Source organism: Methylomonas sp. EFPC1, assembly GCF_016925515.1.
In the GTDB taxonomy this organism is placed as follows: Bacteria; Pseudomonadota; Gammaproteobacteria; order Methylococcales; family Methylomonadaceae; genus Methylomonas; species Methylomonas defluvii.
Genome location: NZ_CP070494.1, coordinates 1,312,968 through 1,337,833, shown reverse-complemented (window position 1 = coordinate 1,337,833; position 24,866 = coordinate 1,312,968). Strand labels below are relative to the sequence as shown.

The 24,866-nt window shown below is 52.4% G+C and carries 25 protein-coding genes; 17 read left to right on the top strand and 8 right to left on the bottom strand.

All coding sequences use genetic code 11. The features are described 5' to 3' along the window. The first annotated feature begins 35 nt into the window (after positions 1-35). From JWZ98_RS06340 to ureC, 10 genes are all read left to right on the top strand, one after another. Positions 36-386: a hypothetical protein gene (locus JWZ98_RS06340; protein WP_205453683.1), complete on the top strand. Its 351-nt coding sequence runs from the start codon at positions 36-38 to the stop codon at positions 384-386. Positions 387-765: 379 nt separating this feature from the next. Beyond that, positions 766-1,884 carry an urea ABC transporter permease subunit UrtC gene (gene urtC, locus JWZ98_RS06335; RefSeq protein ID WP_205453682.1) on the top strand — a complete coding sequence of 373 codons (1,119 nt, stop codon included), beginning with the start codon at positions 766-768 and terminating at the stop codon, positions 1,882-1,884. A gap of 86 nt (positions 1,885-1,970) precedes the next feature. Then, positions 1,971-2,690, top strand: coding sequence for an urea ABC transporter ATP-binding protein UrtD (gene urtD, locus JWZ98_RS06330; protein ID WP_346015198.1), 720 nt, complete (start codon positions 1,971-1,973; stop codon positions 2,688-2,690). After that, positions 2,690-3,463, top strand: a complete 774-nt coding sequence (locus JWZ98_RS06325) for an ABC transporter ATP-binding protein (protein ID WP_205454399.1) — start codon at positions 2,690-2,692, stop codon at positions 3,461-3,463. Before urtD ends, JWZ98_RS06325 begins: the two co-directional genes overlap by 1 nt. Before the next feature lie 95 nt (positions 3,464-3,558). Then, positions 3,559-3,861 carry a hypothetical protein gene (locus JWZ98_RS06320; protein ID WP_205453680.1) on the top strand — a complete coding sequence of 101 codons (303 nt, stop codon included), beginning with the start codon at positions 3,559-3,561 and terminating at the stop codon, positions 3,859-3,861. 20 nt (positions 3,862-3,881) lie between these two features. Further along, positions 3,882-4,733, top strand: coding sequence for an urease accessory protein UreD (locus tag JWZ98_RS06315; protein WP_205453679.1), 852 nt, complete (start codon positions 3,882-3,884; stop codon positions 4,731-4,733). A gap of 540 nt (positions 4,734-5,273) precedes the next feature. Beyond that, positions 5,274-6,839: a DUF262 domain-containing protein gene (locus tag JWZ98_RS06310; protein ID WP_205453678.1), complete on the top strand. Its 1,566-nt coding sequence runs from the start codon at positions 5,274-5,276 to the stop codon at positions 6,837-6,839. Between the two features lie 348 nt (positions 6,840-7,187). Further along, complete coding sequence (gene ureA, locus JWZ98_RS06305; protein ID WP_026601519.1) at positions 7,188-7,490, top strand: urease subunit gamma; 303 nt, start codon at positions 7,188-7,190, stop codon at positions 7,488-7,490. 9 nt (positions 7,491-7,499) lie between these two features. After that, entirely contained in the window at positions 7,500-7,817 is a 318-nt protein-coding gene (locus tag JWZ98_RS06300; protein WP_205453677.1) for an urease subunit beta, read from the top strand. After that, on the top strand, positions 7,814-9,517 hold the full coding sequence (gene ureC, locus JWZ98_RS06295) for an urease subunit alpha (protein ID WP_205453676.1): 1,704 nt from the start codon (positions 7,814-7,816) through the stop codon (positions 9,515-9,517). The genes JWZ98_RS06300 and ureC overlap by 4 nt, the downstream gene beginning before the upstream one ends. A 94-nt stretch (positions 9,518-9,611) precedes the next feature. Here the strand turns inward: ureC and JWZ98_RS06290 are convergent, their stop codons facing one another. Then, positions 9,612-10,181: a hypothetical protein gene (locus JWZ98_RS06290; RefSeq protein WP_033158909.1), complete on the bottom strand. Its 570-nt coding sequence runs from the start codon at positions 10,179-10,181 to the stop codon at positions 9,612-9,614. Positions 10,182-10,266: 85 nt separating this feature from the next. After that, a complete protein-coding gene (locus tag JWZ98_RS06285) occupies positions 10,267-10,623 on the bottom strand; it encodes a hypothetical protein (protein WP_129871365.1) in 357 nt (118 codons plus the stop codon). A 575-nt stretch (positions 10,624-11,198) separates the two neighbouring features. Here JWZ98_RS06285 and JWZ98_RS06280 point away from each other — a divergent pair. The 6 genes from JWZ98_RS06280 to JWZ98_RS06255 all read left to right on the top strand — a co-directional run bounded on the left by JWZ98_RS06280 (position 11,199) and on the right by JWZ98_RS06255 (position 17,266). Then, complete coding sequence (locus JWZ98_RS06280) at positions 11,199-12,866, top strand: hypothetical protein (protein WP_033158907.1); 1,668 nt, start codon at positions 11,199-11,201, stop codon at positions 12,864-12,866. Between the two features lie 408 nt (positions 12,867-13,274). Beyond that, positions 13,275-13,706 (top strand): urease accessory protein UreE, encoded by a 432-nt coding sequence (gene ureE, locus JWZ98_RS06275; protein ID WP_171694564.1) that lies wholly within the window; start codon positions 13,275-13,277, stop codon positions 13,704-13,706. Next, positions 13,696-14,370, top strand: coding sequence for an urease accessory protein UreF (locus JWZ98_RS06270; RefSeq protein ID WP_205453675.1), 675 nt, complete (start codon positions 13,696-13,698; stop codon positions 14,368-14,370). The genes ureE and JWZ98_RS06270 overlap by 11 nt, the downstream gene beginning before the upstream one ends. A 241-nt stretch (positions 14,371-14,611) precedes the next feature. Further along, positions 14,612-15,229 (top strand): urease accessory protein UreG, encoded by a 618-nt coding sequence (gene ureG / locus JWZ98_RS06265; RefSeq protein ID WP_205453674.1) that lies wholly within the window; start codon positions 14,612-14,614, stop codon positions 15,227-15,229. Positions 15,230-15,300: 71 nt separating this feature from the next. Continuing rightward, positions 15,301-15,846, top strand: coding sequence for a glutathione peroxidase (locus JWZ98_RS06260; protein ID WP_240348241.1), 546 nt, complete (start codon positions 15,301-15,303; stop codon positions 15,844-15,846). Positions 15,847-15,907: 61 nt separating this feature from the next. Further along, positions 15,908-17,266: a DASH family cryptochrome gene (locus JWZ98_RS06255; protein WP_205453673.1), complete on the top strand. Its 1,359-nt coding sequence runs from the start codon at positions 15,908-15,910 to the stop codon at positions 17,264-17,266. 24 nt (positions 17,267-17,290) lie between these two features. On the opposite strand, the gene JWZ98_RS06250 is transcribed toward JWZ98_RS06255, so the two are convergent. The 3 genes from JWZ98_RS06250 to cysK all read right to left on the bottom strand — a co-directional run bounded on the left by JWZ98_RS06250 (position 17,291) and on the right by cysK (position 19,225). Continuing rightward, positions 17,291-17,707 (bottom strand): DUF6691 family protein, encoded by a 417-nt coding sequence (locus JWZ98_RS06250; RefSeq protein WP_205453672.1) that lies wholly within the window; start codon positions 17,705-17,707, stop codon positions 17,291-17,293. A 14-nt stretch (positions 17,708-17,721) separates the two neighbouring features. Then, positions 17,722-18,138: a YeeE/YedE thiosulfate transporter family protein gene (locus tag JWZ98_RS06245; protein WP_205453671.1), complete on the bottom strand. Its 417-nt coding sequence runs from the start codon at positions 18,136-18,138 to the stop codon at positions 17,722-17,724. A gap of 136 nt (positions 18,139-18,274) precedes the next feature. Continuing rightward, positions 18,275-19,225 (bottom strand): cysteine synthase A, encoded by a 951-nt coding sequence (gene cysK / locus JWZ98_RS06240; RefSeq protein ID WP_205453670.1) that lies wholly within the window; start codon positions 19,223-19,225, stop codon positions 18,275-18,277. 556 nt (positions 19,226-19,781) lie between these two features. Between cysK and pepA the strand changes: the two genes are divergently transcribed. Then, positions 19,782-20,606: a flocculation-associated PEP-CTERM protein PepA gene (pepA, locus tag JWZ98_RS06235; protein ID WP_205453669.1), complete on the top strand. Its 825-nt coding sequence runs from the start codon at positions 19,782-19,784 to the stop codon at positions 20,604-20,606. A gap of 53 nt (positions 20,607-20,659) precedes the next feature. On the opposite strand, the gene holA is transcribed toward pepA, so the two are convergent. The 3 genes from holA to leuS are packed head-to-tail and all read right to left on the bottom strand — an operon-like array spanning position 20,660 to position 24,805. After that, positions 20,660-21,688 carry a DNA polymerase III subunit delta gene (gene holA, locus JWZ98_RS06230; RefSeq protein WP_205453668.1) on the bottom strand — a complete coding sequence of 343 codons (1,029 nt, stop codon included), beginning with the start codon at positions 21,686-21,688 and terminating at the stop codon, positions 20,660-20,662. A gap of 2 nt (positions 21,689-21,690) precedes the next feature. After that, the gene (lptE, locus tag JWZ98_RS06225) at positions 21,691-22,194 is read right to left on the bottom strand and encodes an LPS assembly lipoprotein LptE (protein WP_240348239.1); all 504 of its coding nucleotides are present in this window, start codon (positions 22,192-22,194) and stop codon (positions 21,691-21,693) included. A 22-nt stretch (positions 22,195-22,216) separates the two neighbouring features. Next, positions 22,217-24,805 carry a leucine--tRNA ligase gene (leuS, locus tag JWZ98_RS06220; RefSeq protein WP_205453666.1) on the bottom strand — a complete coding sequence of 863 codons (2,589 nt, stop codon included), beginning with the start codon at positions 24,803-24,805 and terminating at the stop codon, positions 22,217-22,219. Positions 24,806-24,866: the final 61 nt, after the last annotated feature.

Here is a 24,866-nt window from a genome sequence, read left to right as displayed (position 1 = left end):
TCGTTATCGATAATACACTAACAGGACATAGTTAAATGAATTCAAACGAAATTCTAATACTTTATGTATTAACCCCGTTACTTTTTGGATTCTTAATTGGATTCATCATAAGAAGGGATTTTCAGTTTTTAAAGATCATACAAATTGGAGCTGCTCTTGCACTTGCCGGAAAGTCAATGGTGCAAATGAAGGCAAGTCAAAGTATTTCTTTAATTATTGTCGCCTCTGGAATTTTTGTTTTAGGAATCGGGGTTAGCTTTGCCATTAAACACGCAATTCATAATAAACCCAATACTGATAAGAATAAAAACATCCAAGATTTGGTTAAAGATAAATTTGAGAACACGAAAAACAGGCATGTGTCGGTTTTGGACAGATACAAATAATATTAAAAAGATGGCGGATTTAAAAAATTACGAGCATATCTGCAATTGGCTAAAACCGACGGTGGGCAAAATTGCCCACCCTACGCAAATTTGGGCGGCTGATGGTTTTAACCCCGTATGCCGCTCCGAGCACCGGAGTTTTTGAATGGAATAGCCCGAAGGGGCGATGCAGGGATGCATCGCGTTGACGGAGGGGCAGGAAGCCCCTTCCGTCAACCCCATTCAAAAACTTCGGCGCGCAGGATACAAGCGGCATCCGGGTGTCTTTTCTTTTGGATACTTTTCTTTGGACAAGCAAAGAAAAGTATCGCGGTCGCCGGTCCGCGAACCGGCATTAAACAAATCGTCGCGATAGCGACACACTAAAACGGAAGACGGTATGAAACTAATCAACCTAAGCCAAGACAAGACCTACAGCACAGTCCTAATCACCCTGGCGGCCATCACATTATTAATCCCCCTCTGCAACCTAATCTTCCCCGAAGACTCGGCCTTGCACTTCTCTGCTTACTCAGTCTCCCTGATCGGCAAATACCTCACCTTCGCCCTGCTCGGCCTGTCACTGGACATGGTCTGGGGCTACGCCGGGATTCTGGTCCTCGGCCAAGGCGCCTTCTTCGCGTTGGGCGGCTACGCGATGGGCATGTATCTGATGCGCCAGATCGGTACTCGCGGTGTCTACGGCAATGCCGAGTTACCCGACTTCATGGTGTTCCTGAACTGGACCGAACTGCCCTGGTACTGGTACGGCTTCGGCAACTTCGGTTTCGCGATGCTGATGGTGTTCCTCGCGCCCGGTTTGCTGGCCTTCGTGTTCGGCTGGCTGGCGTTTCGCTCAAGGGTCACCGGCGTCTACTTATCCATCATCACTCAGGCACTAACCTACGCTTTATTACTGGCCTTCTTCCGCAACGAAATGGGTTTCGGCGGCAACAACGGCCTCACTGATTTCAAAGACATCCTGGGCTTCAACATTCAATCGGAAGCGGTCCGCTCCGTCTTATTATTAATGACCGGCCTGAGTCTGATCGGCGCCCTGCTGCTGTGCCGCTGGATCGTCAACAGCAAACTGGGCCGGGTGGTCACCGCGATTCGCGATCAGGAATCGCGGGTGCGCTTTTTGGGTTACCGGGTGGAATTATTCAAACTGTGGGTGTTCGTGTTCGCGGCGATGCTGGCCGGATTGGCCGGCGCGCTGTACGTGCCGCAGGTTGGCATCATCAACCCCAGCGAATTCTCGCCGCTAAACTCGCTGGAAATCGTCATCTGGGTGGCGGTCGGCGGCCGCGGCACCTTGTACGGCGCCATCATCGGCGCGGTGCTGGTCAACTACGCCAAAACCGTGTTGACCGGGCTGATGCCGGACGCCTGGCTGTTTTGCCTGGGCGGCGCCTTCATCCTGGTCACCTTGTTAATGCCCGACGGCATCGTCGGCCTGCTGCGCCGCCGCAGCAAACCCAAACCTACACTTAACGCTACCGGAGGACAACCGGCATGATGATCTCGGCTGCAACTACCACAGAAGGCGGCGCCAGCTTGCCGCTGGACGGCGAAGTCGACGCCCGCCACGGCCCGATTCTGTACATGGAAGACGTCAGCGTCAGTTTCGACGGCTTCCGGGCGCTAAACCATTTATCCCTCTACATCGACGACGGCGAATTGCGCTGCCTGATCGGCCCCAATGGCGCCGGCAAGACCACCTTGATGGACGTCATTACCGGCAAAACCAAGCCCGACAGCGGTTCGGTATTCTTCGGCCAGACCATCGATTTGCTGGAACTGGACGAACCGGCCATCGCCCAGGCCGGCATTTGCCGCAAGTTTCAAAAACCGAGTGTGTTTGACGCCTTGACCGTGTTCGAAAACCTGGAACTGGCCTTACGGACCGACAAACGTACCTGGCCGACGCTGTTCCATAAACTCAACGGCGAGCAACGCGACCGCATCCAGGACGTACTGCAAACCATCGCCCTGCCCGCACAACAGCGGCAACTGGCCGGCGCGCTGTCGCACGGTCAGAAGCAGTGGCTGGAAATCGGTATGCTGCTGATGCAGGACCCAAAAGTAATGCTGGTCGACGAACCCATCGCCGGCATGACTCATCAGGAAGTGGAACGTACCGCTGAATTGCTGCTGTCCTTGCAAGGCAAGCATTCCATCGTGGTGGTCGAGCACGATATGGAATTCGTGCGCAGCATCGCCCGCAAAGTCACGGTGCTGCACGAAGGCTCGGTGCTCACCGAAGGCAGCATGGACGAAGTCCAAAACGATCCGCGCGTCATACAAGTTTATTTGGGGGGATGATGTTAAACATTAGCGCACTGCAACAATACTACGGCGCCAGCCACACCTTGTGGGACCTGGATTTGCGCGTGCCGGCCGGCGCCTGCGTCTGCCTGATGGGCCGCAACGGCGTCGGCAAAACCACGCTACTCAAAGCCATCATGGGCCTGCTGCCGGTAGCCGACGGCAGCATCCAATTCGACGGCGTGGAACTGGCCAAAGCCAAGGCCGAATCCCGCGCCGAACTGGGTATCGGCTACGTGCCGCAGGGCCGGGAAATCTTTCCGCTGCTGACCGTGGAAGAAAACCTGAAAACCGGCCTGCGCGCCGCCCACAAGCACGGCATTAAAAAAGTCCCGGACAGCATTTTCGAAATTTTCCCGGTGCTGAAGCAAATGCTGAAACGCCGCGGCGGCGACCTGTCCGGCGGCCAGCAACAGCAATTGGCGATTGGCCGGGCGCTGGTATTGAATCCACGCTTATTGATTCTGGACGAACCTACCGAAGGCATCCAGCCCAACATCGTCAGCGAAATCGGCGACGTGATCATTCGCCTGAACAAGTCGCGTGGCGTAGCCACACCAATTCCCAAACCGGAAACCGGCGAAATCCATCAAGCCATCGACCGTATCCACAAAGAACTGGGCGTAACCGTATTATTGGTCGAACAAAAACTGCCGTTTGCGCGCAAGGTGGCCAACCAGTTTTGCATCATGGATAGGGGACGGCATGTGGCGGTGGGGGCGATGGAGGAATTGGCGGACGATATGGTGAAGCGGTATTTGACGGTTTAGCAAGCCCGCAACGCATCACGAGGGCAGAATCGCAAATCGACAAGACGGGCATCGCCCATCAAACAAGTTCACAGCGGGATGACGGAGATATAATCATGAAATCCGAACAATATTGGCTGGCGATCGGGGCGTTGTTATTGGTTTGGTCAATGCGTAGCGAGGCGCATACGAGTTACGACGCCATGATGGAAGGCGGCAACCTGATGCAATTGACCCAAGCCGCCCTGCATCCCTTTTTCGAAATCCCCGATTTACCCGCTTTGCTGATCGGCGGATTAATTTTGGGATTTGTATTTGGTCCAGTTATATTGCACCTCTCCCGGCAACGGCACGCCCAAAAATCTGAGCAAGTGCACTTGTCGGAGAAACCGGCGATCGTGCCAAAAACCAAAAACTGATAACCCCCACCGCACACTCTATGTCCACACACTCGGCCCCTTCGGCAATTCCCCAGGCCACCACTGCCGGAGCGGCATGGGAGGCAGAGTTAAGACTGGGCTTTAGCCAACGTGGCGATAAAACCGTCTTAGCTAGAAGCGAGCATCGTGGACCCTTGACCGTGCAGCGACCCTTCTACCCGGAAGGCGGCGTCTGCCACGTCTACCTGCTGCACCCGCCCGGCGGCGTTGTGGCCGGCGATCAATTAAGCATTTACGCCGATGTCGAACCCGACGCCCAAGCCCTGATCACCACCCCCGCTGCCGGCAAGTTTTATCGCAGCGGCGGCGGCGAAGCGCGGCAAGAAATCAATTTAACAGTCGCCGAGCACGCCAGCCTCGAATGGCTACCTCAAGAAACCATCGTTTACGAAGGTGCCCGCTTAAATTCCAGCATGAATATCAATCTGGCCGAACAGGCCCACTTCATCGGCTGGGAAATATTGGCCTTAGGCCGCCCGGCCGCCGGTGAAGGCTTTGAAAATGGCTCTGCGACCTTGAATTGGCGCATCAGCCGCGCCGGGCGTTTGTTTTATCTGGAACGTTTGCGCCTGGACGCAGAAGCTTTCCTAGCCCGCTGGGGTTTATTTGGGCATTCGGCGTGCGGGACGCTGTTTGTGTATCCGGCTACGCCTTTGCATTTGGCAGCGGTACAGGAATTGATTGGCGATGAACCCAATCGCGGGGTGACTTTGATAGAGGATTTGTTGATTTGTCGGGGATTGGATCGTAGGGCGGATTTGTTGAAATCGTTTTTTGAAGCTGTTTGGGGATTGGTGAGGGGGGATGTTGTTGGGAAGGCCGTTTGTGCTCCCAGGATTTGGGCGACGTAAGCATGTTTGTTTTGTCTGGTGTCGTCTTATCGATTTGGAGCGGTCTAAATGAACACGTCATTCCGGCATGGATTACCGGAATCCAGAACCCATGGATGGCGGAGGGCTTTGAACTTGGTGTGGCTACCGCGACGGCTTTTTGTATGTCGGTTCGCGGACCGACAACCGCGATACTTTCTTTTGCTTGGCCAAAAGAAAGTATACAAAGAAAAGGCCACCCCATGCCGCTTATATCCTGCGCGCCGAAGGGTTTGAACGGGGTTTTCGGAAGAGCTATCCCTAGCCCTCCGAAAACGAGCGGCATCCCTGCCGCTCCCCTGCGGGCTGATCCGTCCAAACCCTCCGGTGCTCGGCGCGGCATCAGGGGATTAACCCCGTCCTGCGTTGAAAGAAAACCTGGAGATTTTAAAAGCCGAAACAACCTGATTATTGTAGGATGCTGCCGACGTTAGGAGGCGCATCAGTCGCGAGCGATGCGCTTCAGCCCCTGAAAAGGAATTGTGAAAGTCACTCTTGATACTTGCTATGGAATAAAAACAGATGGCAGTAAAACAAAAAGAAACCGTTAACCTTGACGCATTGATCCCACGAGATGACGTGGAGGCCAAAAATCCAAAAGCTAGCAAGGGTGTGATCCAAGTAACGGAGTTAGAGTTAGGTCGGCATTTCTACGGGCTTTTGAGGAAACCACTATTTCAACGTGAAACCAATGACTGGGGGGTAGACAACGTAGTGTCGTTGGTGCGTAGCTTTCGCAATGGCCATCTAATTCCCGCAGTTATTTTGTGGTCAGCCGACGGATCAACTTTTGTTATTGACGGAGCTCACCGACTGAGTGTTTTTGTTGCTTGGGTAAATGATGACTATGGTGACGGGCCAATTTCGCAAGCATTTTTCAAACACCAAATAGCTAAATCGCAACGCGATGCTGCTCGTAAGTGTCGCGAACAAATCAAAGCTGAAGGTTTAGAGTACGCCGAACTTCAAAAATTAACCCGACTTCCAAACCGCACGCCTGAACAACTTGCTTGGAGCACGAACATTGCCCAACCAATTGAAACTCAATGGGTGGTGGGTGACGCGGATGTTGCGTTGCAGTCTTTTTTGGACATCAATCAACGCTCTGTAGAGATTGACCCAACTGAACGTTACATGATTCTAGAGCGTAAAGCGCCCAATATCATAGCTGCACGCGCATTAGTGAGTGCTGGTCGTGGGCACGCGTACTGGGGCACTTTTGATGCACAAAATGTGGCAATCATTGAAAAGTACGCCAAAAACATATACGACGCCATCTTTGAGCCAGAAGATGCCAAACCCCACTCTCACGTTGAATTGCAACCAGCGGGCATGGCGCAAACAGCTAATGGACTGAGGCTAGCAGTTGAATTAGTAAACATGATCACCGGTATCAAAGCCGGTACAAACGACATGCCTCCCGATACTGATGGTACTCAAACTTCTCGGGTACTTGCTCAGGTATGGGGAGTAGTTAAGTATATAGCTGGTAACGAACCAGCCTCACTTAGCCTGCACCCGGCGGTTTATTTTTGGGGTACAACTGGAAATCATCGCCCTAGTATGTTTTTGGCGGTAGTGCTGTTCGTGCAAGAGTTGATTCAAAAAGATGAGTTGATCAAATTCACCTTGCATCGAGCTAAATTAGAAGAAATGCTGATCGGAAAGGATAATCTTGGACAGCAAATTCTCAGCCGATATGGTGGCTGGAAGCGGAGTTTGGAGCCAATTAAAAACTTGCTCAGACAAATTCTGGATGGATTAGAAGCCGGAAATAGTGATGCTGATATTTTGAAAAGCGTCTCGGCTTTGGTTATGGCTAAAACTAACGACGGAAATGCCAAATCAAGCCCATGGAAAGAAACGCGTAGCGCAGCTCGCATCATAGCGAGTTTGGAATCAGCTCGGCCCTGTGCTATTTGCAGAGCACGTCTTGTGCTTTCGCATGCGAGCGATGACCATATTCAGCGCCGTTCTGATGGAGGACATTCGGGACCGACCAATGCTCAATTGGTACACCACTTTTGCAACCATGGATTCAAAGAATACTTTGCTCAGAAAGGGATGTCGTTGCCAGAAATATCCTAAGCTAAGCCAATCCAATCAACTAAGCGCAATCGGTTCTGCAGAGTTGAATTCTAGAACTTTTGATTCCGGGATGGTTAGCCCCCTGATGCCGCGCCGAGCACCGGAGGGTTTGGACGGATTAGCCCGCAGGGGCGATGCAGGGATGCATCGCGTTTTCGGAGGGCTATGGATAGCCCTTCCGAAAACCCCGTTCAAACCCTTCGGCGCGCAGGTTACAAGCGGCATGGGGTGGTTTTTTCTTTGGATACTTTCTTTTGGCCAAACAAAAGAAAGTATCTCGGTTGTCGGGCCGAGACCCGACATTAAAACAAACGTCGCGGCAGCGACACAAAAAACAAGACAAACGCCATGCAATTAACCCCAAGAGAAAAAGACAAACTCCTCCTCTTTACTGCCGCCCTCCTCGCCGAGCGCCGCAAAGCCAGAGGCTTGAAACTTAACTACCCGGAAGCCGTGGCTTATATCTCCGCCGCGATCATGGAAGGCGCCCGCGACGGTCAGACCGTGGCCGAGTTGATGGCTTATGGACGAACGTTATTAAGCATCGACGATGTGATGGACGGCATCGCCGAGATGTTGACCGAGGTGCAGGTAGAGGCCACATTCCCGGACGGCACCAAGTTAGTCACCGTACACGACCCCATCGTATAGGAGCAAAACATGATTCCTGGAGAAATCTTCCCCGCCGACGGCGACATCGAACTTAACGCCGGCCGCACTACGGTCAAAGTCCTGGTTGCCAACAGCGGCGACCGGCCAATTCAGGTCGGCTCGCATTATCATTTTTACGAAACCAACCCGGCGTTACATTTCGACCGCGATTCTGCGCGCGGATTTCGCCTAGACATTCCAGCCGGCACTGCGGTGCGTTTTGAGCCGGGCCAGCAACGCGAGGTGCAGTTGGTGGCATTTGCCGGCAAGCGCGAGGTTTACGGATTTAGAGGCGAGGTAATGGGCGCATTGGAGAAAACCGCATGAGCAAGATTTCGAGAGCGGCTTATGCCGACATGTTCGGCCCCACCACCGGCGACCGCTTGCGGCTGGCCGACACCGATTTGATTCTGCAAGTAGAAGCCGATTACACGGTCTACGGCGACGAGGTGAAATTCGGCGGCGGCAAGGTAATCCGCGACGGCATGGGCCAAAGTCAATTGGGGAACGATCAAGCCGTGGATTTGGTGATTACCAACGCCTTGATCATCGATTACTGGGGCATCGTCAAAGCCGATGTCGGCGTTAAGGACGGCCGCATTTTCAAGATCGGCAAGGCCGGTAATCCGGACATTCAACCCGGCGTGGACATCATCGTCGGCCCCGGCACCGAAGTCATCGCCGGCGAAGGTCAGATTTTGACCGCCGGAGGCATCGACGCCCACATTCATTTCATCTGCCCGCAGCAGATCGAGGAAGCGCTGTGTTCCGGGGTGACGACGATGATCGGTGGCGGCACCGGGCCGGCCACCGGCACCAACGCCACCACCTGCACACCGGGGCCGTGGCATCTGCAACAAATGCTGACCGCGCTGGACGGCCTGCCGATGAACTTTGGTTTGCTCGGCAAAGGCAACGCCAGCCTGCCCGGTGCATTGGAAGAACAAATCAAAGCCGGAGCGATGGGCCTGAAACTGCATGAAGATTGGGGCACCACGCCGGCATCGATTGATTGCTGCCTGGGCGTGGCCGAGGATTACGACGTGCAGGTGGCGATCCACACCGACACCTTGAACGAATCGGGCTTTGTCGAAGACACCTTCGCCGCCTTCAAGGGCCGCACCATCCACACTTACCACACCGAAGGCGCCGGCGGCGGCCATGCCCCGGACATCATCAAGGCTTGCGGCTTGGGCAATGTGCTGCCGTCGTCCACCAACCCAACCCGGCCCTACACGGTCAACACCGTCGACGAGCATCTGGACATGTTGATGGTCTGCCATCACCTTGATCCCAGCATCCCGGAAGACGTGGCCTTCGCCGAATCGCGTATCCGCCGCGAAACCATCGCCGCCGAAGACATCCTGCATGATCTGGGCGCGTTTTCGATGATTTCGTCCGACTCGCAAGCCATGGGCCGGGTCGGCGAAGTGGTGATCCGCACCTGGCAGACCGCGCATAAAATGAAGGCACAGCGCGGCGCCTTAGCCGGCGACCCGGCGAGCAGCGACAACCAGCGCATCAAACGCTACATCGCCAAATACACCATCAACCCGGCCATCAGCCACGGCATCAGCCACGAAGTGGGCTCCATCGAAGCCGGCAAACTGGCCGACCTGGTGTTGTGGCAACCGGCCTTTTTCGGCGTCAAACCCAGCTTGGTGATCAAAGGCGGCCTTATCGCCGCCGCGCCGATGGGCGATGCCAACGCTTCCATCCCTACCCCACAACCGGTGCATTACCGGCCGATGTTCGGCAGCTTCGGCCGCACCGCCGCCAACACCTCGATGATCTTTTTGCCGCAAGCGGCGGTATCGGCGGGTGTTGCCGGGCAATTGGGCTTGCAGAAACGGGTCGGCACGGTGCGCAATACTCGCAACATCGGTAAGGCGGATATGAAATTGAACGACTACAAGCCGGTGATGGAGGTGTGCCCGCAGACTTATCAGGTCAAGGCGGATGGGGTGTTGTTGACTTGCGAACCGGCGGTGGTGTTGCCGATGGCGCAGCGGTATTTCCTGTTTTGAGAAGGGTCAGGGTTTTCGGTAGAGCCATCCGTGGCCCTGCCGAAAACAAACTGTATGCAACTGAAGCGATGGCAGTGTTTGCCATCCGTTAAAACTAGGAACCTGGGATATGGTTTTTGTGCGGTAGAACCGGTTCGTCCGTGGTGGTTGCGCCGGCTTCGAGTGGCTGAGCCATGGCATTGATGATTTCCGGCGGAGCACCGGATTGCTTTAGGCTTTCGCGTAGCTCGGCGCTCAATTCCGCGTTGGTTCGTTCGGATACCGGCTCTTCAGGCTGAACGGGCGTGGCGGACTCTTGATCTTTCAGAGTCTGCTCCAATTGAGCGACCTGCTCTTCCGGTAAGTGGTTGGCTCGCATCGACGCAATCAAGTCGGCATTGGCTTCGCTACGCGCAACCTCATCTTCGGGAGACAAGCCATTAGCGAGCGCCTGCCGTTGCTGTTCGTGAGGGGGCAACCGAATTTCCTTAGAGACCGGGACGTTTGTCCGCGACATATCCAGCTTTCTGTTAGCGCCGACCGCGATAACTGGCGCGGAAACTGAAGCGGTATTCTCCGGCAGCGCCGCTGAATGGCTGTCGCCGCGACCGGGGAATTGCTGACCGGCAAAATATCCGCTCGCAAAAACGCTAGCCACACCCAGTATTGAGACAAGTTTGTTCATGATCTTGACCTAGGTTGATGTTACTCAGAGCGGAATCTCGGTCGGATGGGCCAGACCAAAGATTCCGCATGATCGGATGCCGCGATTAGTACTCGTACAGATAGGATAAAGTACCCAAGTAGCGATAAGAGCCGGAGGTTGGGCAGGCAGCAGTGCCTGAGTCACCATACAAATAGTAAGTTTGATGGTTTTGCAGCGCCATTTTGGCCTGAATCAAAGCCTCTTTGTTATAGGTGACGAAATAGTTGGTATAGGCTGGCAGTACGTTGTGTTCCGGCACGGTGTAGATATAACCGTATGTCGTACCGTTAACGTTATATTCGTAAACACCGGTGACATTCACCCAACCGGCGGAACAAGTCGCCGCATTGGCCGCACTGGCACCAAACATGGAAGCAGTAATGACAGACAGCATTAGAAACAGATTTTTGATAGTTTTCATGACCTTCACCTTTTGTAAATTAAACACGAGAGTGGATGAGTTAACGCTGTACTTGCTTCTCGGGTAAAAAATTGGCCTACCTGAAAATTCAAGGGCAGCGTGTCCTTAGGCATTTACGCTGTGGTTTTACTGGCGGCGTAATTAGCGGGGACGGTGATAATTTAGGGAAACTGAAGGGTTTTCTCTGTTAACTTTCTGGCTGAAGAAGTGTGAGGTTTTTCACAGTTTTATGAGGATATAGCTTTGCTGGGGTTTTGTGTCGCTGTCGCGACGGATGTTTTATATGTCGGTTCGCGGACCGACAACCGCGATACTTTCTTTTGCGTGGCCAAAAGAAAGTATCCAAAGAAAAGGCCACCCGACATTCCGCCTTAATCCTGCGCGTCTTGCTTTCGGCGAGGGTTTTCGGAAGGGGCTTCCCAGCCCCTCCGAAAACGAGCGGCATCCCTGCCGCTCCCCTACGGGCTAATCTCACCAAATACCCACGGGGCACAAGAGCTGCGATGCTCGGGGCGGAATAACGGGAGTAAACCCATCGTTGTATGAATGGTTATTGAATAATTTGTAGGATTTAAATGTTTGCTAAACCACCACTTCTTACTATTCAGCAAGGCTCGAAAGGTACGTTTGTATCCTGGTTAGAAGACCTAGGTCTTAAAGATTTTCTGAAAAACCATCCATTGTCAAAGCTAGAAGAGTGGGGATGGCTTGTACCCCAACACCGAGTTGTTTTTCCAGTTGGGTATTTTTTAGCTTGGCAAAATTTCCCTTTATGTCCTGCTGAAATAGATTCTACGAAACCTGCATTTGATACTGAAGATTGCTTGTGGGCTTCGGAATGGTGCGTTGAAAAAGATCAAAGCCCGCTTTGGTTTTTGCATCCTTTTTTCCAAGCTACCGCTTCGAGTTATGATTTGCTTCGTAAAAATAATTACCGAACCACACCAATACCAGACGCATTTGTTCATCCCTATCGTTCGATCTCAATAACTCCCTATGCTGACTATTTTTTTCATTGGCAAGCCTATGCACTGATTGACGTTGTATGTAGAGCCGATTATTTTCAGCCTATTCTCAATACACCAGATATTGAAGAACGTGCCGAATCCGTTATACGGTACGCTACACAACTTAAGCAAAACGATATAAAGCCTACTGATGTACTCAGTGAGTCTAATCACTGGGGTGGATTGGCTGAGCCGATGACATGGCTCTCTCATTACCGCGCGTTTCGCGACGCTTTGTGTGGCAATGACGATCAAAATCTACAAATAAAAGGTGCGAAACAATTAGCTGAGCATTTAGGTATCAATGCAGAAATACTTGAAGAAGCTATCGAAACAAAATTACTTAGGTTGGCACAACGTTGGTTGTGGGCTAACGAAAAGCACAGTAAATGGACTCTCCAAGCTTGGCCTTATCTTCAGAAAGACATTAGGCTTGCTTTGGAATGGCTTTACATTCTGAACGATAATGACCTCGCCTTCTATTTGGATAAATGGGCCTATTCGTCTTTTGGTGAACGAGAATGGGCAGAGTTAAGTAGAGTTTTACCCTATGAGTTTTTTGAAGATAAACGATATTTTTTACGTTATTTGCCTTTTTATAAAAAACATTATGAATATGTACTTCCAACAGATCAAATACTCAAGAATTTGGTAGATAGGTTGCAATCGGCTAATTATCTTTTTGGTAGTTTTTTAAATGCATTTCGTCAGCTTCACGAAAACTTAGAACGTAACCCAAAACAAAAAAGTAATTTGGAATTTAGAACATTACGTCCACTTGATTATTACTCGTTACTGGCGATACGAGCCGAAAGTTGTCTTCGTTACGCGCTGGGTTATGACCGAGAGGAAAATATTTCGGAAGAGAATGATAAAAAAGGGTTGACTGATTACATAAGAGAACTTGCTAGACAAAGAAATATATCTGATAGCGTCGTTGATTATTTCGAGCAGAAAATAAATGATAACCGGCGAAAATATACAAAAGCCGGCCAATATACTCAACCAAAAAAATCGAACGACCCTATCGGTGAAATCATGAACATTGAATGCGCCGATGAAAGGAGCAATTGTTTGTTGAAAGCATTCTTATCCTGTCTTTTAGCAAGAAACTATTTTGCTCACCATACCTATTTAGACAAGGAATTGATACGAACTGAAAAATCAGCTTTTATGTTAACCGGTATTTTAACTACGGTTTTAGTTCTGTTGGATGACTCGGTCGATTATAGTTAAGTCGATGCGAGTTCCGGCCTCTACGTTTTTACGATCTACTTATGAATTTGGGATGGTTTTGGTCCCGTTATTCCGCCCCGAGCATCGCAGCTTTTGGCGAGAATAGCCCGCAGGGGAGCGGCAGGGATGCCGCTCGTTTTCGGAGGGCCAGGGATGGCCCTTCCGAAAACCCTCGGCAAAAGCGAGAAGCGCAGGATAAAGGCGGAATTCCGGATGGCCTTTCTTTTGGTGACTTTTCTTTGGCCAAGCAAAGAAAAGTTACTCGGCTGTCGGGCCGAGACCCGACGCCCAAACACCCGTCGCGACAGCGACACACATTATTCAAAGAAAGCTAAAGCTTTCGAGACATCGTTCCCAAGCTCGAGCTTGGGAACCAGCGTGACAAGCAAAATCTAACCAAACCAAACAATGCTAAAACTCACCGAAACCACCCAAACCGAAGAAACCCCAGACGACACCCTCACCCTCCCCTTCGAGGCCCGGCAGAAATCCCGGCAACCCGCCACCACCCAAGGTGGTATTCAAGTCGGCGTGTTCCTGCCAAGGGGCCAAACCCTGAGACACGGCGCAATCCTCACCAACGGCCAGGGTTTCAAGGTACGAATCAACGCCGCGCCGGAACCACTGTCGGTAGTGAAATGCGCCGATCCGTTGCTGTTTGCCCGCGCTTGTTATCACTTGGGCAATCGTCACGTAGCCTTGCAAATCCTGCCCGGCGAATTGCGGTTTTTGACCGACTATGTACTGGATCAAATGCTGATCGGATTGGGTTTAGCCGTCGAGCACGACACCCTGCCGTTCGAGCCGGAAGCCGGCGCTTACCATAGTCATGGTCACTAATTTAAGCCTGCTGCGGCTGCTGCAACTGGTCAGCCCCAGTTTGCCGATTGGGATGTACAGCTATTCACAGGGTCTGGAGACTGCGGTGCACGACGGCTGGGTAACCAATGCCGAGCAAACCGGCGATTGGCTGCGTGGTTTATTGCACAACGGTTTAGGCAAGGTCGACGCACCGTTGTTGGCGCGGCTGTACGACGCTTGGCAGACTAATGACATCGAGGCTGTCACGCATTGGGGTCAAACCCTAACCGCTTACCGCGAAACTGCCGAATTGCGCGCCGAAGACAGGCAAACCGGGCAGGCCCTGGCGCGCTTGTTGGTCAAGTTAGAGATGCCGGAAGCGCAGATTTGGCAAAAACGGCCCGATGCTACGTTGGCGACCTTGTTTGCGTTGGCGGCGACACGCTGGCAAATCGATAAAGCCGATGCGATAGCCGGTTATTTATGGGGCTGGCTGGAAAATCAGGTGTTGGGCGCGATTAAATTGGTACCACTGGGCCAGGTGGCCGGGCAGCAGTTGTTACAAGGTCTGGCCGCCGAGTTGCCGGGCTTGGTCGAGAGCGCATCGCAATTGAAAGACGATGAGATCGGCGGCAGTTGTTTTGGTTTGGCCTTGGCCAGTAGCCGGCACGAAATGCAGTATTCACGGCTGTTTCGGTCGTGATGCCATGAGGTTTCGCGTGGGCACTTATCGTGTCCACCCTAAGCTCTTTATCGCAGGTATTCCGTTCGGGCTGAGCTTGTCGAAGCCCTAGGTGGCAGACCCTTCGACAAGCTCAGGGCGAACGGTTTTTAAAGGCTGGAATAATTCGCACCAACCGATAAACACTGCCTCAACGCAGCGCAGTGGAATCGAGATTTGGCATTTTTAAATCCCGGATAGTGTCGGGGCAACTGGAGACAATATGAACGACAAACAAATTTTAAGAGTAGGCATCGGCGGCCCGGTGGGTTCCGGTAAGACAGCGCTGGTGGATGCCTTGTGCAAGAGGATGCGCGACGATTACGAAATCGGCGTGGTCACCAACGATATTTATACCCGCGAGGATCAGCAGTTTTTGATTCGCAGTCAGGCGCTGCCGGAGGAACGCATTCTGGGCGTAGAAACCGGCGGCTGTCCGCATACCGCCATCCGCGAGGATGCCTCGATGAATCTCGCCGCGGTTGACGATTTGATCGAACGCTGGCCGGAGCTGGATTTTGTGATGGTGGAAAGCGGCGGAGATAATCTCAGCGCGACCTTCAGCCCGGAATTGGCTGACCTGACGATTTACGTGATCGATGTCTCTGCCGGCGACAAGATACCGCGTAAAGGCGGCCCCGGCATCACCCGTTCGGATTTATTGGTGATCAATAAAATTGATTTGGCGCCTTACGTCGGCGCGTCGCTGGAAGTGATGGACCGGGATGCCAAAAAGATGCGCGGCGAACGACCATTTGTGTTTACCAATATCAAAACCGGCAATGGATTGGAAGCCGTCGCTGACTTTATTGTCAAGCAAGGCATGCTGCAAACGCATTAATGGCGATAGTCAGCCAAGGTTGACTTTTAACCAGTACTGGTATGCTCAAGGATAACGAATCAGGAGGAACCATGATGAAAACCGCGTTTTTAGTCGCCAGCCTCTGGGCGTGCTCCGTGTCGGTAGCCGGCGCCGAGCCTTGCCCGGAATTGCTGAATTACAAGATGTCCAAGCTTCGTTCCAGCGAGCAAATCGATTTTTGCCAGGCGTTTCAAGGCAAGGTGATTCTGGCCGTGAACACCGCGAGTAACTGTGGCTACACCCCGCAATTTAAGGGCCTGGAAGCCTTATATCAAAAGTATAAGGATCAGGGCCTGGTGGTGGTGGGCTTTCCGTCCAATGATTTTAATCAGGAGTTCAGCGAAGCGGAAAAAACTGCCAACGTCTGTTACATCAATTACGGCGTCACGTTCCCCATGCTGGAAAAAAGTCAGGTGAAAGGCGCGGCAGCGAACGGTTTCTTCCAAAAATTGATTAAAGCCACCGGTCAGGCGCCGGCCTGGAATTTTCACAAATATTTGATTGATCGCAGCGGCAACAGCGTGGCGGCCTTCCCCAGCGCTGTGACGCCGGAACAGCTGGATTCTAAGATCAGCGCCTTGCTATCCGCTAAATAGTGTTGTAAACCTCAGCTCTCGCCGGCGGCATGCCGGCATTTTTTATCAGGACGAGACGGCAATGCGCAGAATAGGCCTTTACTGGTTTGGTAATGATTTGCGGGTGCATGATAACGCCAACCTGCAACAAGCCAGCGGAGTCGTAGATCAGTTGCTTTGCGTGTATTGTCTGGACCCTGCCTGGTTGGCGCCCAACCCATACGGGATGGCTAATTTGTCGGCGCAGCGTTGGCGATTTTTAAAAGAAGCCCTGCAAGACCTGGATAGAAATCTCCAGCAAGTCGGACAACATCTGCTGGTTTGTTACGAAACACCGCTTGCGGCCATCGGAGAGCTAGTGGCTAAGCATGGCGTATCGGTGATTTATCGCAGCCGCCATGCTGGTTTTCAGGAGCGGCAACAATGGCTGGCGCTGCAAAAACATTGGCCGGGTTTGCGTTTTGTCGAATCCGACACGCAAACCCTGTTCAACCTGAAGGATTTACCGTTTACCCAATTGCCGCAGGCCTTCACCCCATTCAAAGATCTAGTCGAACACTTGCCGGTCGATCATCCCTTACCGCCTCCCGATGCTTTGCCGCCCAGCCCCGAGCCGAAATCGGCTTGGCTATTGAATTTTCCGGTGTATTTACCGGCCTCTTCGGCGCTTGATCCGGAGCTGGCGTTTCATGGCGGCGAGACCGCCGGTAAAAAACAGCTTAAAGCGTATTTTCGCAGCAGCTACCCCAGCCGTTACAAAGACTTGCGTAACGAACTGGACGGCTGGGAAAACTCCAGCAAGTTTTCGCCTTGGCTGGCCCATGGCAATCTGTCGGTACGAAAAATCTATTCCAGTTTGCGCCGTTACGAAGAGGAGAATGGCGCCAATGAATCCACCTATTGGCTGTATTTTGAATTGCTCTGGCGAGAGTATTTTCAATGGTACGCCCTCCAGCACGGCAAGCGGCTGTTTGCGTTTCGCGGCATTAAACCACGCAAACCTTTAACCTGCTTTTATCCGGAACGTTTTCAAAAATGGTGTCACGGTTACACGCCCTATCCATTAGTAAACGCTTGCATGAAACAGCTGAACGCGACAGGTTATATGTCCAATCGCGGCCGGCAAATCGTCGCCAGTTGTTTGGTCAATGAATTGGCGGTGGATTGGCGTTTCGGCGCGGCTTACTTTGAACAGCAATTGCTGGATTACGATGTGGCCAGCAATTGGGGAAATTGGCAATATCTGGCCGGTGTGGGTGCGGACCCGCGCGGTCAGCGGCATTTTGATCTGGAAAAACAAACCCGACTGTATGATCCGGACGGCAAGTTTATCCGCAAGTGGCAGGCTGAAGTCCGCAATTTGCCATTGGATTCTGTTGATGCCGCAGATTGGCCCGTGGACCCGGCTAACGCGAAATTGGCATCAATCCTAAGGGCTTAATCCTTAACTGATAGGAGTGGCTTGTTAGCGTTGATGCAACAAGCGAAATAACCAAAACCCGGCAAACATTGCCGCAACAAACGCATAATTACCCAACACGCCAGCAGTTAACCCTAGCAAAGCCGGCCCCGGACAAAAGCCGGATAAGCCCCAACCGACACCAAATATCGCCGCTCCGGCAATCAGTTTGGCATCAATCCCGGCCGGCACGATAGCCGAAGGTTCTTGCTCGCGATCCGCCGCGTCGTTATTGCGATGCATAAAGTAGCGCGCCAGTCCCAGCGTCAATAAGGCACTAGCCATAACCAAGGCCAAACTGGGGTCCCAAGCCCCGGCCACATCCAGAAACGCCAATACTTTGGCTGGGTTGCTCATACCAGCCACGATCAAGCCCAGCCCAAACAACAGCCCGTAGGCAAATAAATAAACAGTATTTTTCATCGAGAATTTCCGGTTTAGAGCAGATGCCGAACAATAAATACCGTAATGCCGGCTGTCAGCATGAAAGTCAGCGTCGCGACGATGGATCGCATGGACAAGCGGGCGATACCGCAAACGCCGTGCCCACTGGTGCAGCCGCCACCTAGCCGGGTGCCGTAACCCACCAGCAGGCCGGCAATTGCCAGCAAACCAGGCGAGGCTGCCAAATCCAACGTAATGTCTGCGCCGCTCAAGCGATATAGGGGCGCGCTGACCAGCAGGCCGGCCAGAAACCAACCGCGCCAGACACTGCTCTCGTTCCAAGGCGGTAGCATGCCCGCCGCGATGCCGGAAATCCCGGCGGTATGCTTATGGGTAAACAACAACAAAGCGGCGGCCAGCCCAATCATGGCTCCCCCGGCCAGCGCGGATAAAATCGTCAAATCGTTCATGCGTCATTCTTGCCAAAAATGGGCTATTGAAGCAGAAACCGCAACACCAAACCAGATTTACTAGCTTTAACGCCCGATTTAAGTTGGCCGGCCCAGCCACTTATAGCACGTGGCTTGTTCACATTGACAGCGGGGGTTATTCACCAAACAAAGACGAGCTCAAATAGCGCTCACCGGAATCCGGCAGCATCGCGATAATGACTTTGCCGGCATGTTCCGGACGCTTGGCTAGCCGCACCGCAACCGCAAGCGCCGCGCCACTGGAAATCCCGGCCATAATCCCTTCTTCCTTGGCAAGCCGTCGTGTATAGGCAATGGCTTCGGCGTCTTCCACCGGCTCGATCAAATCAATCAACGACAAATCCAAATTCTGCGGTACAAAGCCGGCACCTATGCCTTGAATGCCGTGTATCCCAATTTGCACGGGTAAGCCCGCGCGAGTCTGGCTTAAGACCGGACTGCCGGCCGGCTCGACCGCGACACTGAGCACCGGCCTGCCGCAATGCTTTTTCAGATAACGCGACACACCGGTAATCGTGCCGCCGGTGCCGACGCCGGCTACGAATATATCGACCTGACCGCCGCTATCGCGCCAAATTTCCGGGCCGGTGGTTTGTTCGTGTATCGCCGGATTGGCCGGGTTTTTAAACTGTTCCAGCAATAGATAATGCTCAGGGTCGGCTGCGGCAATAGCCTCGGCCTGCTCCACCGCCGCGCGCATGCCGAGCGCGCCATCGGTCAACCGCAGGTTCGCGCCATACGCCAACAACAACGTGCGGCGCTCCTGGCTCATGTTGTCCGGCATCGTCAATGTGATCGGAATGCCACGCGCAGCCGCCACCGCAGCCAATGCAATACCGGAATTACCGCTGGTGGCTTCCAATAAAGTCTTGCCCGGCGTCAACAGGCCTTGACGCTCCGCCGCCCAGACCATCGCCGCACCGACCCGGCATTTCACCGAATAAGAAGGATTACGGCCTTCAATTTTCACCAACAAGGTCGCGTTCAATCCTTGGCTAATATGATTGATCCGTACTAAAGGCGTCCTGCCTATCGATTGGGAATTATCTGCGTACCAAGCAGGCATCGAGGGCTTCCTGTGGGATAAGAGGTTTACTTTGCATGATAAAAATGATCCGGGCTATTGTGACGGATTCTAAGACGATTAACGGATAGTCTTTCAAACAAAATGGCTGCAGTTGTGTTTGTGTTTGTGTTTAGTAACGCCGCCAAATTTCCTGGCTTCGTCATTTCGGGCCCATTTAACAACAATACCAACAATCGTTGCCATCGACACCTTGGGAAATCATTAATTGCCCCAGAACACCCGGCGTAAAGATTCCGACGATTCAGTGTATCGTCGATCATTTGCTTTTTAGAACAACCGGCTTTTATCAAGCTTCCCACGACTTCTAGCGGGCATTTTCCAGAAAAATCTTGTACAAGCAGGACGCTGTTTTTATTGAACATTGCACACGATTTTGTAGTGAGCCCCGGCTCAGATGATTTGCGCTTTCCATTGCGTCTAAACTGAAAGCCCATTCGGGGAGTTTCAGTAATAGAACTGTAATTTGTGTTGGTTCACAAAATCAGCTATAACCGCATTTTGGGGGAATACAATCTAACTTTTATGAGGTACAGCAATGAGCAGTAAAACTTTAAGCAAGCATCTCAAGCGAAATGCAATTTTAACGGCAGGACTGGTTATTGCCGCCCCTGCTGCGATCGCGAGTACACAATGGGTTGGTACTGCAGATTATAAGTTAGCACCAGGAGCTGCCGGTGATGAAGGGCCCGCAATTGGACCGTTTGACAGCTACGATTTTGCCCCTGGCGCCGCCATGATAAAATTCACACCCAATAGTGCCACATCTGGAACGGTAGAGGGTTGGTATCAATCCTATGTGAGGTCACACGACCTAGGCTTCGTCGCCGTCTCAAACGGTAGCCTTGGATCAACGTATGAATTGACTGCGGTAGCTCATTTTTTTGGTAACTATTCCAACAGCATCGACGGTAATACCCAGTCTGTGGATAACATGACAGGCGACGTAGCACTGTATTTTGACACTACTCCTGATCACAGCTTCATCAACGACACCGGTTTTTCTGACGTTAACTCACAACGAATTCTTTGGGGGAGTATAAACTCCGGAAACGGCAGTTTGTTCAAAGGTACTGGAGGCCAAGAACTAACCCTGAATTTTGCTGGTGCTGCATCGGGTTCCGACCAGGCTGTGTATAGTCCAAATACAATCGGCGGTGCAGACGCATTCTTTTCCATTACCACTAAAGGACTGCAAAGTGTTAACTTTAACAGCGTTCAGGGACATGCAGACGGTCAAAAATTTGTATCCGACGGTTACATGCAACTGACAGCGGTACCCGTACCAACCGCCGTATGGTTATTTGGTAGCGGCTTGCTTGGTTTACTCAGTACCGGCAAACGTAAAAAAATCACTGGTTAAGGCATTCAATTCCATCTTAAAGCTACCGCTCAAATTTCTTTTGGACAGTAGCTTTAATATTCCACTGCGCGGATACCTGAGCCCTTCGAAAACAACAAACAAATCCTAAACAAACCCTCCCATTCGTCGCCGTTAATCTGGCCTTTGATTTGGCAATCCACGTTGGCGCTGGCTTGCAAAATACCCTGTAGTTCCTTGCTCTTCAACCGCTGCAAGGCCTCATGCACCAACTGCTTTCGCTTATCCCATATCTGATATTTTTTGTAGAGAACGTCTGGGTTACTGCCGCGTTTCAATTCAGTTTTGATACTAACCAGGGTTCGGGCTTCGCGGCTGATAGCCCACAACACCACCGGCGCTGCGACGCCTTCCGATTTGAGCCCGGCAAGAATTTTAACGGATCGATTCACCTTGCCCGACAACAAAGCATCCATCAACTTAAACACGTCAAACCTGGCGCTGTCAGCCACATCGCCCTCAACCATGGCTTTGTTGATACGGTTAGCCCCGTGCAAGATATATAGTTTTTCAAGCTCCTGAGCCGCGGCCAGCAAGTTGCCTTCGACTCGCACGGCCAGGCTTTTCAACGCCTCCGCGTCAAGATGCATGCCCTTACGTTCCGCGCGGCGCTGCAACCAGTGCAACAACTCCGGCCCTTGTAAAGGCCAGACCTGCACGATGGTCGCAATTTTATCCAAGGCCTGAAACCATTGCGACTTCTGCGCCGCGCTATCCAGTTTGCCGGCGGTGATCAGCAAAACGGTATCTTCGGGCGGACGCTGACAATACGCGCTTAGGGCTTTGCCGCCTTCTAACCCAGGCTTGCCGGAAGGCAAGCGCAAATCGATGAGTTTTTTGTCGGAAAAGATAGAAAGGGATTCGGCTTCGAGCGTCAATTGCGGCCACTCGTTACCGGTATCGATGGCAATCACTTCGCGGGTGAGATAACCTGCAGTACGAGCCGCGCGCCGAATGTCGTCCGCCGCTTCGCCAAGTTGTAGAGGCTCGTCACCGCTCACCAGATAAACCGGTGCCAGCTCTTTCTGCAAGGCAGCAGTCAACTGGTCAAGCTTTAAACGCATACTTATTTTTTCTGCGTATCGACGGCTATCCTGGCTCTGGCCAATATCATTCGCGCCACTTGTTTATAGATTTCGTTGCGAATCAATTGTTCTTCGTTGCCTTTCGCCAGCACCGCCGTTTGGTCGTTGAAAAACTCCCGGGAAATTTCGATCACTTGCTCGTCCATCAGCGCATTTTCCTTGCTGTCGAAAAATTGAAAGCGCAGATAATATTCCAGCTCGGACTCACTGGATTTACCGGTTGAACCGATGGTCAGTACCCGGTTACGCATGTCTTCCCTAAGCACCTTGACCACCACGCCGGCATCATTGGGAGAACCCACTATTTTGCCTTTCGATGCCTTCATGATGGACTGCAGCTCACCCTGAAGCGGCGTGGAAGCACCAAACACATACATGTTTTTCAGCACTTCCGGCATCTCTATCGAACCGCGCAGATGATATCCGCAGCCAAGCAGCAGCGCCAAAGTTCCAAACAAGACCATCCGGCTCAAGTGATTAATCATCTGCTTCTCGAAAATCCAGCGTTTAAACAACGATATTCACCAGTTTTTGCGGCACTACAATCAGATTTTTCACCGGCTTACCCTCGAGATAACGCTGCACGTTCTCGTCAGCCAAAGCCAACGCTTCGACTTGCTCTTTGGAAGCCGTCGCCGCTACCGATAATTTCCCGCGCAACTTGCCATTGACCTGCACCACCATTTCGATAGCATCCTGCTGTAACGCCGATTCATCAAGCACCGGCCAAGCGGCAACCACGATGTCATCGTTGTGTCCCAACTCGTTCCAAAGCTCTTGCGCCGCATGCGGAATAATGGGGGCCAGCATCAAGACGATGGCTTCCAGCACTTCCTGACGGGTTGCCCTGCCATTGGCACTATCGTCATCAAATTTATTCAACGCGTTAACCAACTCCATGTTGGCGGCAATCGCGGTGTTAAAGGTGTGGCGACGCGCCATATCGTCGCTGACTTTTTGCAAAGCCTGATGCAACTGGCGGCGCAACACTTTTTGATCGTCGCTCAATGCTGCCTTATCCAATGACTGATTCGGCAAACCGGCTTCGACGTGCAGATAGACTTGCCGCCACAAACGTTTCAGAAAGCGGAACGCGCCTTCCACACCGGCATCGTTCCATTCCAGCGATTGGTCCGGCGGCGAAGTAAACATGGTGTACAAACGCACCGTATCCGCACCGTATTTATCAATCAAGACCTGCGGATCAACACCATTGTTTTTCGACTTCGACATTTTCTCCACGGCGCCGACGGTGACCGGCGAACCATCTTCCAGCAATTTGGCGCCAATTATTTTGCCTTTGCCATCGCGTTCGACATCGATTTGGGTCAGATTGAAATAGCGTTTGTGGCCGTGATCGTCAATTTGATAGAAGGTTTCGGCGATCACCATGCCTTGCGTCAACAAGTTCTTGAACGGCTCATCGCACACAACCAAACCTTCATCGCGCAACAATTTGGTGAAAAAACGCGCATACAGCAAATGCAAAATCGCATGTTCGATACCGCCAATGTAATGATCGACCGGCAACCAGTAATTGGCGCGCTGGTCCAGCATTGCACTTTCGCAGTCTTTGCTGGCATAACGCGCGAAATACCAGGACGATTCCATGAAGGTATCGAATGTATCGGTTTCGCGCCGCGCCGGCTTGCCGCATTTCGGGCAATCGGTATGCGAAAAAGTAGGATGCGCGGCCAAGGGTGATTGTGAACCGTCCAGCACGACGTCGCGCGGCAAGGTCACCGGCAATTGCTCGTCGGGCACCGGCACTGTGCCACAGTCGTCGCAATAAATCACGGGAATCGGCGCGCCCCAATAACGCTGACGAGATACGCCCCAATCGCGCAATCTAAAGTTGGTTTTGCGTTCGCCTTTATTGATGCCGGCCAGTTTGGCGGCGATGGCGTCGAAGGCTTGCTTGAAACTCAAGCCGTCGAATTCTCCGGAATTTTTCAACACACCTTTTTCGGTAAACGCTTTTTCGCTGACACTGTCGTCCGCACCATCGGCTGCGGCAATCACTTCCTTGATCGCGATGCCGTAGCGCTTGGCAAACTCGTAATCGCGCTGATCGTGCGCCGGCACTGACATAACCGCGCCGGTGCCGTAACTCATCAGCACAAAGTTGGCAATCCATACCGGCACGGATGCGCCGGTCAATGGATGAATAGCCTGGTAACCGGAAGCGATGCCGCGTTTTTCCATGGTTTCCATCGCCGCTTCGGAGGTTTCCATCAGCTTGCAGGATTCGATGAAGGCGGCGATGTCGGCATTGGTTTCCGCGGCTTTCAAGGCCAACGGGTGTTCGGCAGCGACAGCGACATAAGTCACACCCATCACAGTATCGGGACGAGTGGTGTAAATACGAATCGGTGCATCGAACCCATCAACCGCAAAATCCATCTCCACGCCTTCAGAACGGCCGATCCAGTTGGCCTGCATGGTTCTGACCTGCTCGGGCCACCCCGGCAGTTTATCCAGCGAGGTCAGCAATTCGTCGGCATAAGCCGTAATTTTCAAAAACCACTGGGAAATTTCCTTTTTCTCGACTTGGGTGTCGCAGCGCCAGCAGCAGCCGTCGATCACCTGTTCGTTCGCCAGTACGGTTTGGTCGTGCGGACACCAGTTGACCGGCGCGGTTTTTTTATAAACCAGACCTTTTTCCAGCAAGCGCAAAAAGAACCATTGCTCCCAACGGTAATAGCTCGGATCGCAGGTCGCCAGCTCACGGCTCCAATCGTAACCAAAACCCAGCCGTTTCAGCTGATCGCGCATGTAATCGATATTCGAATAGGTCCAGTCGGCCGGATGCACTTTGTTTTGCATCGCCGCGTTTTCCGCTGGCAAACCGAACGCGTCCCAGCCCATCGGTTGCAGCACGTGTTTGCCTTGCATCCTTTGAAAACGGCTGATCACGTCGCCAATAGTGTAGTTGCGGACGTGGCCCATGTGCAGCTTGCCGCTGGGATAAGGAAACATCGACAGGCAATAGTATTTTTCTTTGCCGGTGTCTTCAGAAGCGGTAAACACCCCGGATTTTTCCCAGTCGGCCTGTACTTTTTGCTCTATTTCCGACGGCTTGTAATGCTCTTCCATCCTATTCGTCTTTTGCTGTAAAAAGGCGCTAGAATACCTTAGAGACGCTTAAAGCTAAAGC

Coding starts and splice junctions, on each gene's coding strand:
- JWZ98_RS06340 (WP_205453683.1), top strand. CDS start 36: ATGAATTCAAACGAAATTCTAATACTTTATGTATTAACCCCGTTACTT.
- urtC (WP_205453682.1), top strand. CDS start 766: ATGAAACTAATCAACCTAAGCCAAGACAAGACCTACAGCACAGTCCTA.
- urtD (WP_346015198.1), top strand. CDS start 1,971: ATGGAAGACGTCAGCGTCAGTTTCGACGGCTTCCGGGCGCTAAACCAT.
- JWZ98_RS06325 (WP_205454399.1), top strand. CDS start 2,690: ATGTTAAACATTAGCGCACTGCAACAATACTACGGCGCCAGCCACACC.
- JWZ98_RS06320 (WP_205453680.1), top strand. CDS start 3,559: ATGAAATCCGAACAATATTGGCTGGCGATCGGGGCGTTGTTATTGGTT.
- JWZ98_RS06315 (WP_205453679.1), top strand. CDS start 3,882: ATGTCCACACACTCGGCCCCTTCGGCAATTCCCCAGGCCACCACTGCC.
- JWZ98_RS06310 (WP_205453678.1), top strand. CDS start 5,274: ATGGCAGTAAAACAAAAAGAAACCGTTAACCTTGACGCATTGATCCCA.
- ureA (WP_026601519.1), top strand. CDS start 7,188: ATGCAATTAACCCCAAGAGAAAAAGACAAACTCCTCCTCTTTACTGCC.
- JWZ98_RS06300 (WP_205453677.1), top strand. CDS start 7,500: ATGATTCCTGGAGAAATCTTCCCCGCCGACGGCGACATCGAACTTAAC.
- ureC (WP_205453676.1), top strand. CDS start 7,814: ATGAGCAAGATTTCGAGAGCGGCTTATGCCGACATGTTCGGCCCCACC.
- JWZ98_RS06290 (WP_033158909.1), bottom strand. CDS start 10,181: ATGAACAAACTTGTCTCAATACTGGGTGTGGCTAGCGTTTTTGCGAGC.
- JWZ98_RS06285 (WP_129871365.1), bottom strand. CDS start 10,623: ATGAAAACTATCAAAAATCTGTTTCTAATGCTGTCTGTCATTACTGCT.
- JWZ98_RS06280 (WP_033158907.1), top strand. CDS start 11,199: ATGTTTGCTAAACCACCACTTCTTACTATTCAGCAAGGCTCGAAAGGT.
- ureE (WP_171694564.1), top strand. CDS start 13,275: ATGCTAAAACTCACCGAAACCACCCAAACCGAAGAAACCCCAGACGAC.
- JWZ98_RS06270 (WP_205453675.1), top strand. CDS start 13,696: ATGGTCACTAATTTAAGCCTGCTGCGGCTGCTGCAACTGGTCAGCCCC.
- ureG (WP_205453674.1), top strand. CDS start 14,612: ATGAACGACAAACAAATTTTAAGAGTAGGCATCGGCGGCCCGGTGGGT.
- JWZ98_RS06260 (WP_240348241.1), top strand. CDS start 15,301: ATGATGAAAACCGCGTTTTTAGTCGCCAGCCTCTGGGCGTGCTCCGTG.
- JWZ98_RS06255 (WP_205453673.1), top strand. CDS start 15,908: ATGCGCAGAATAGGCCTTTACTGGTTTGGTAATGATTTGCGGGTGCAT.
- JWZ98_RS06250 (WP_205453672.1), bottom strand. CDS start 17,707: ATGAAAAATACTGTTTATTTATTTGCCTACGGGCTGTTGTTTGGGCTG.
- JWZ98_RS06245 (WP_205453671.1), bottom strand. CDS start 18,138: ATGAACGATTTGACGATTTTATCCGCGCTGGCCGGGGGAGCCATGATT.
- cysK (WP_205453670.1), bottom strand. CDS start 19,225: ATGCCTGCTTGGTACGCAGATAATTCCCAATCGATAGGCAGGACGCCT.
- pepA (WP_205453669.1), top strand. CDS start 19,782: ATGAGCAGTAAAACTTTAAGCAAGCATCTCAAGCGAAATGCAATTTTA.
- holA (WP_205453668.1), bottom strand. CDS start 21,688: ATGCGTTTAAAGCTTGACCAGTTGACTGCTGCCTTGCAGAAAGAGCTG.
- lptE (WP_240348239.1), bottom strand. CDS start 22,194: ATGATTAATCACTTGAGCCGGATGGTCTTGTTTGGAACTTTGGCGCTG.
- leuS (WP_205453666.1), bottom strand. CDS start 24,805: ATGGAAGAGCATTACAAGCCGTCGGAAATAGAGCAAAAAGTACAGGCC.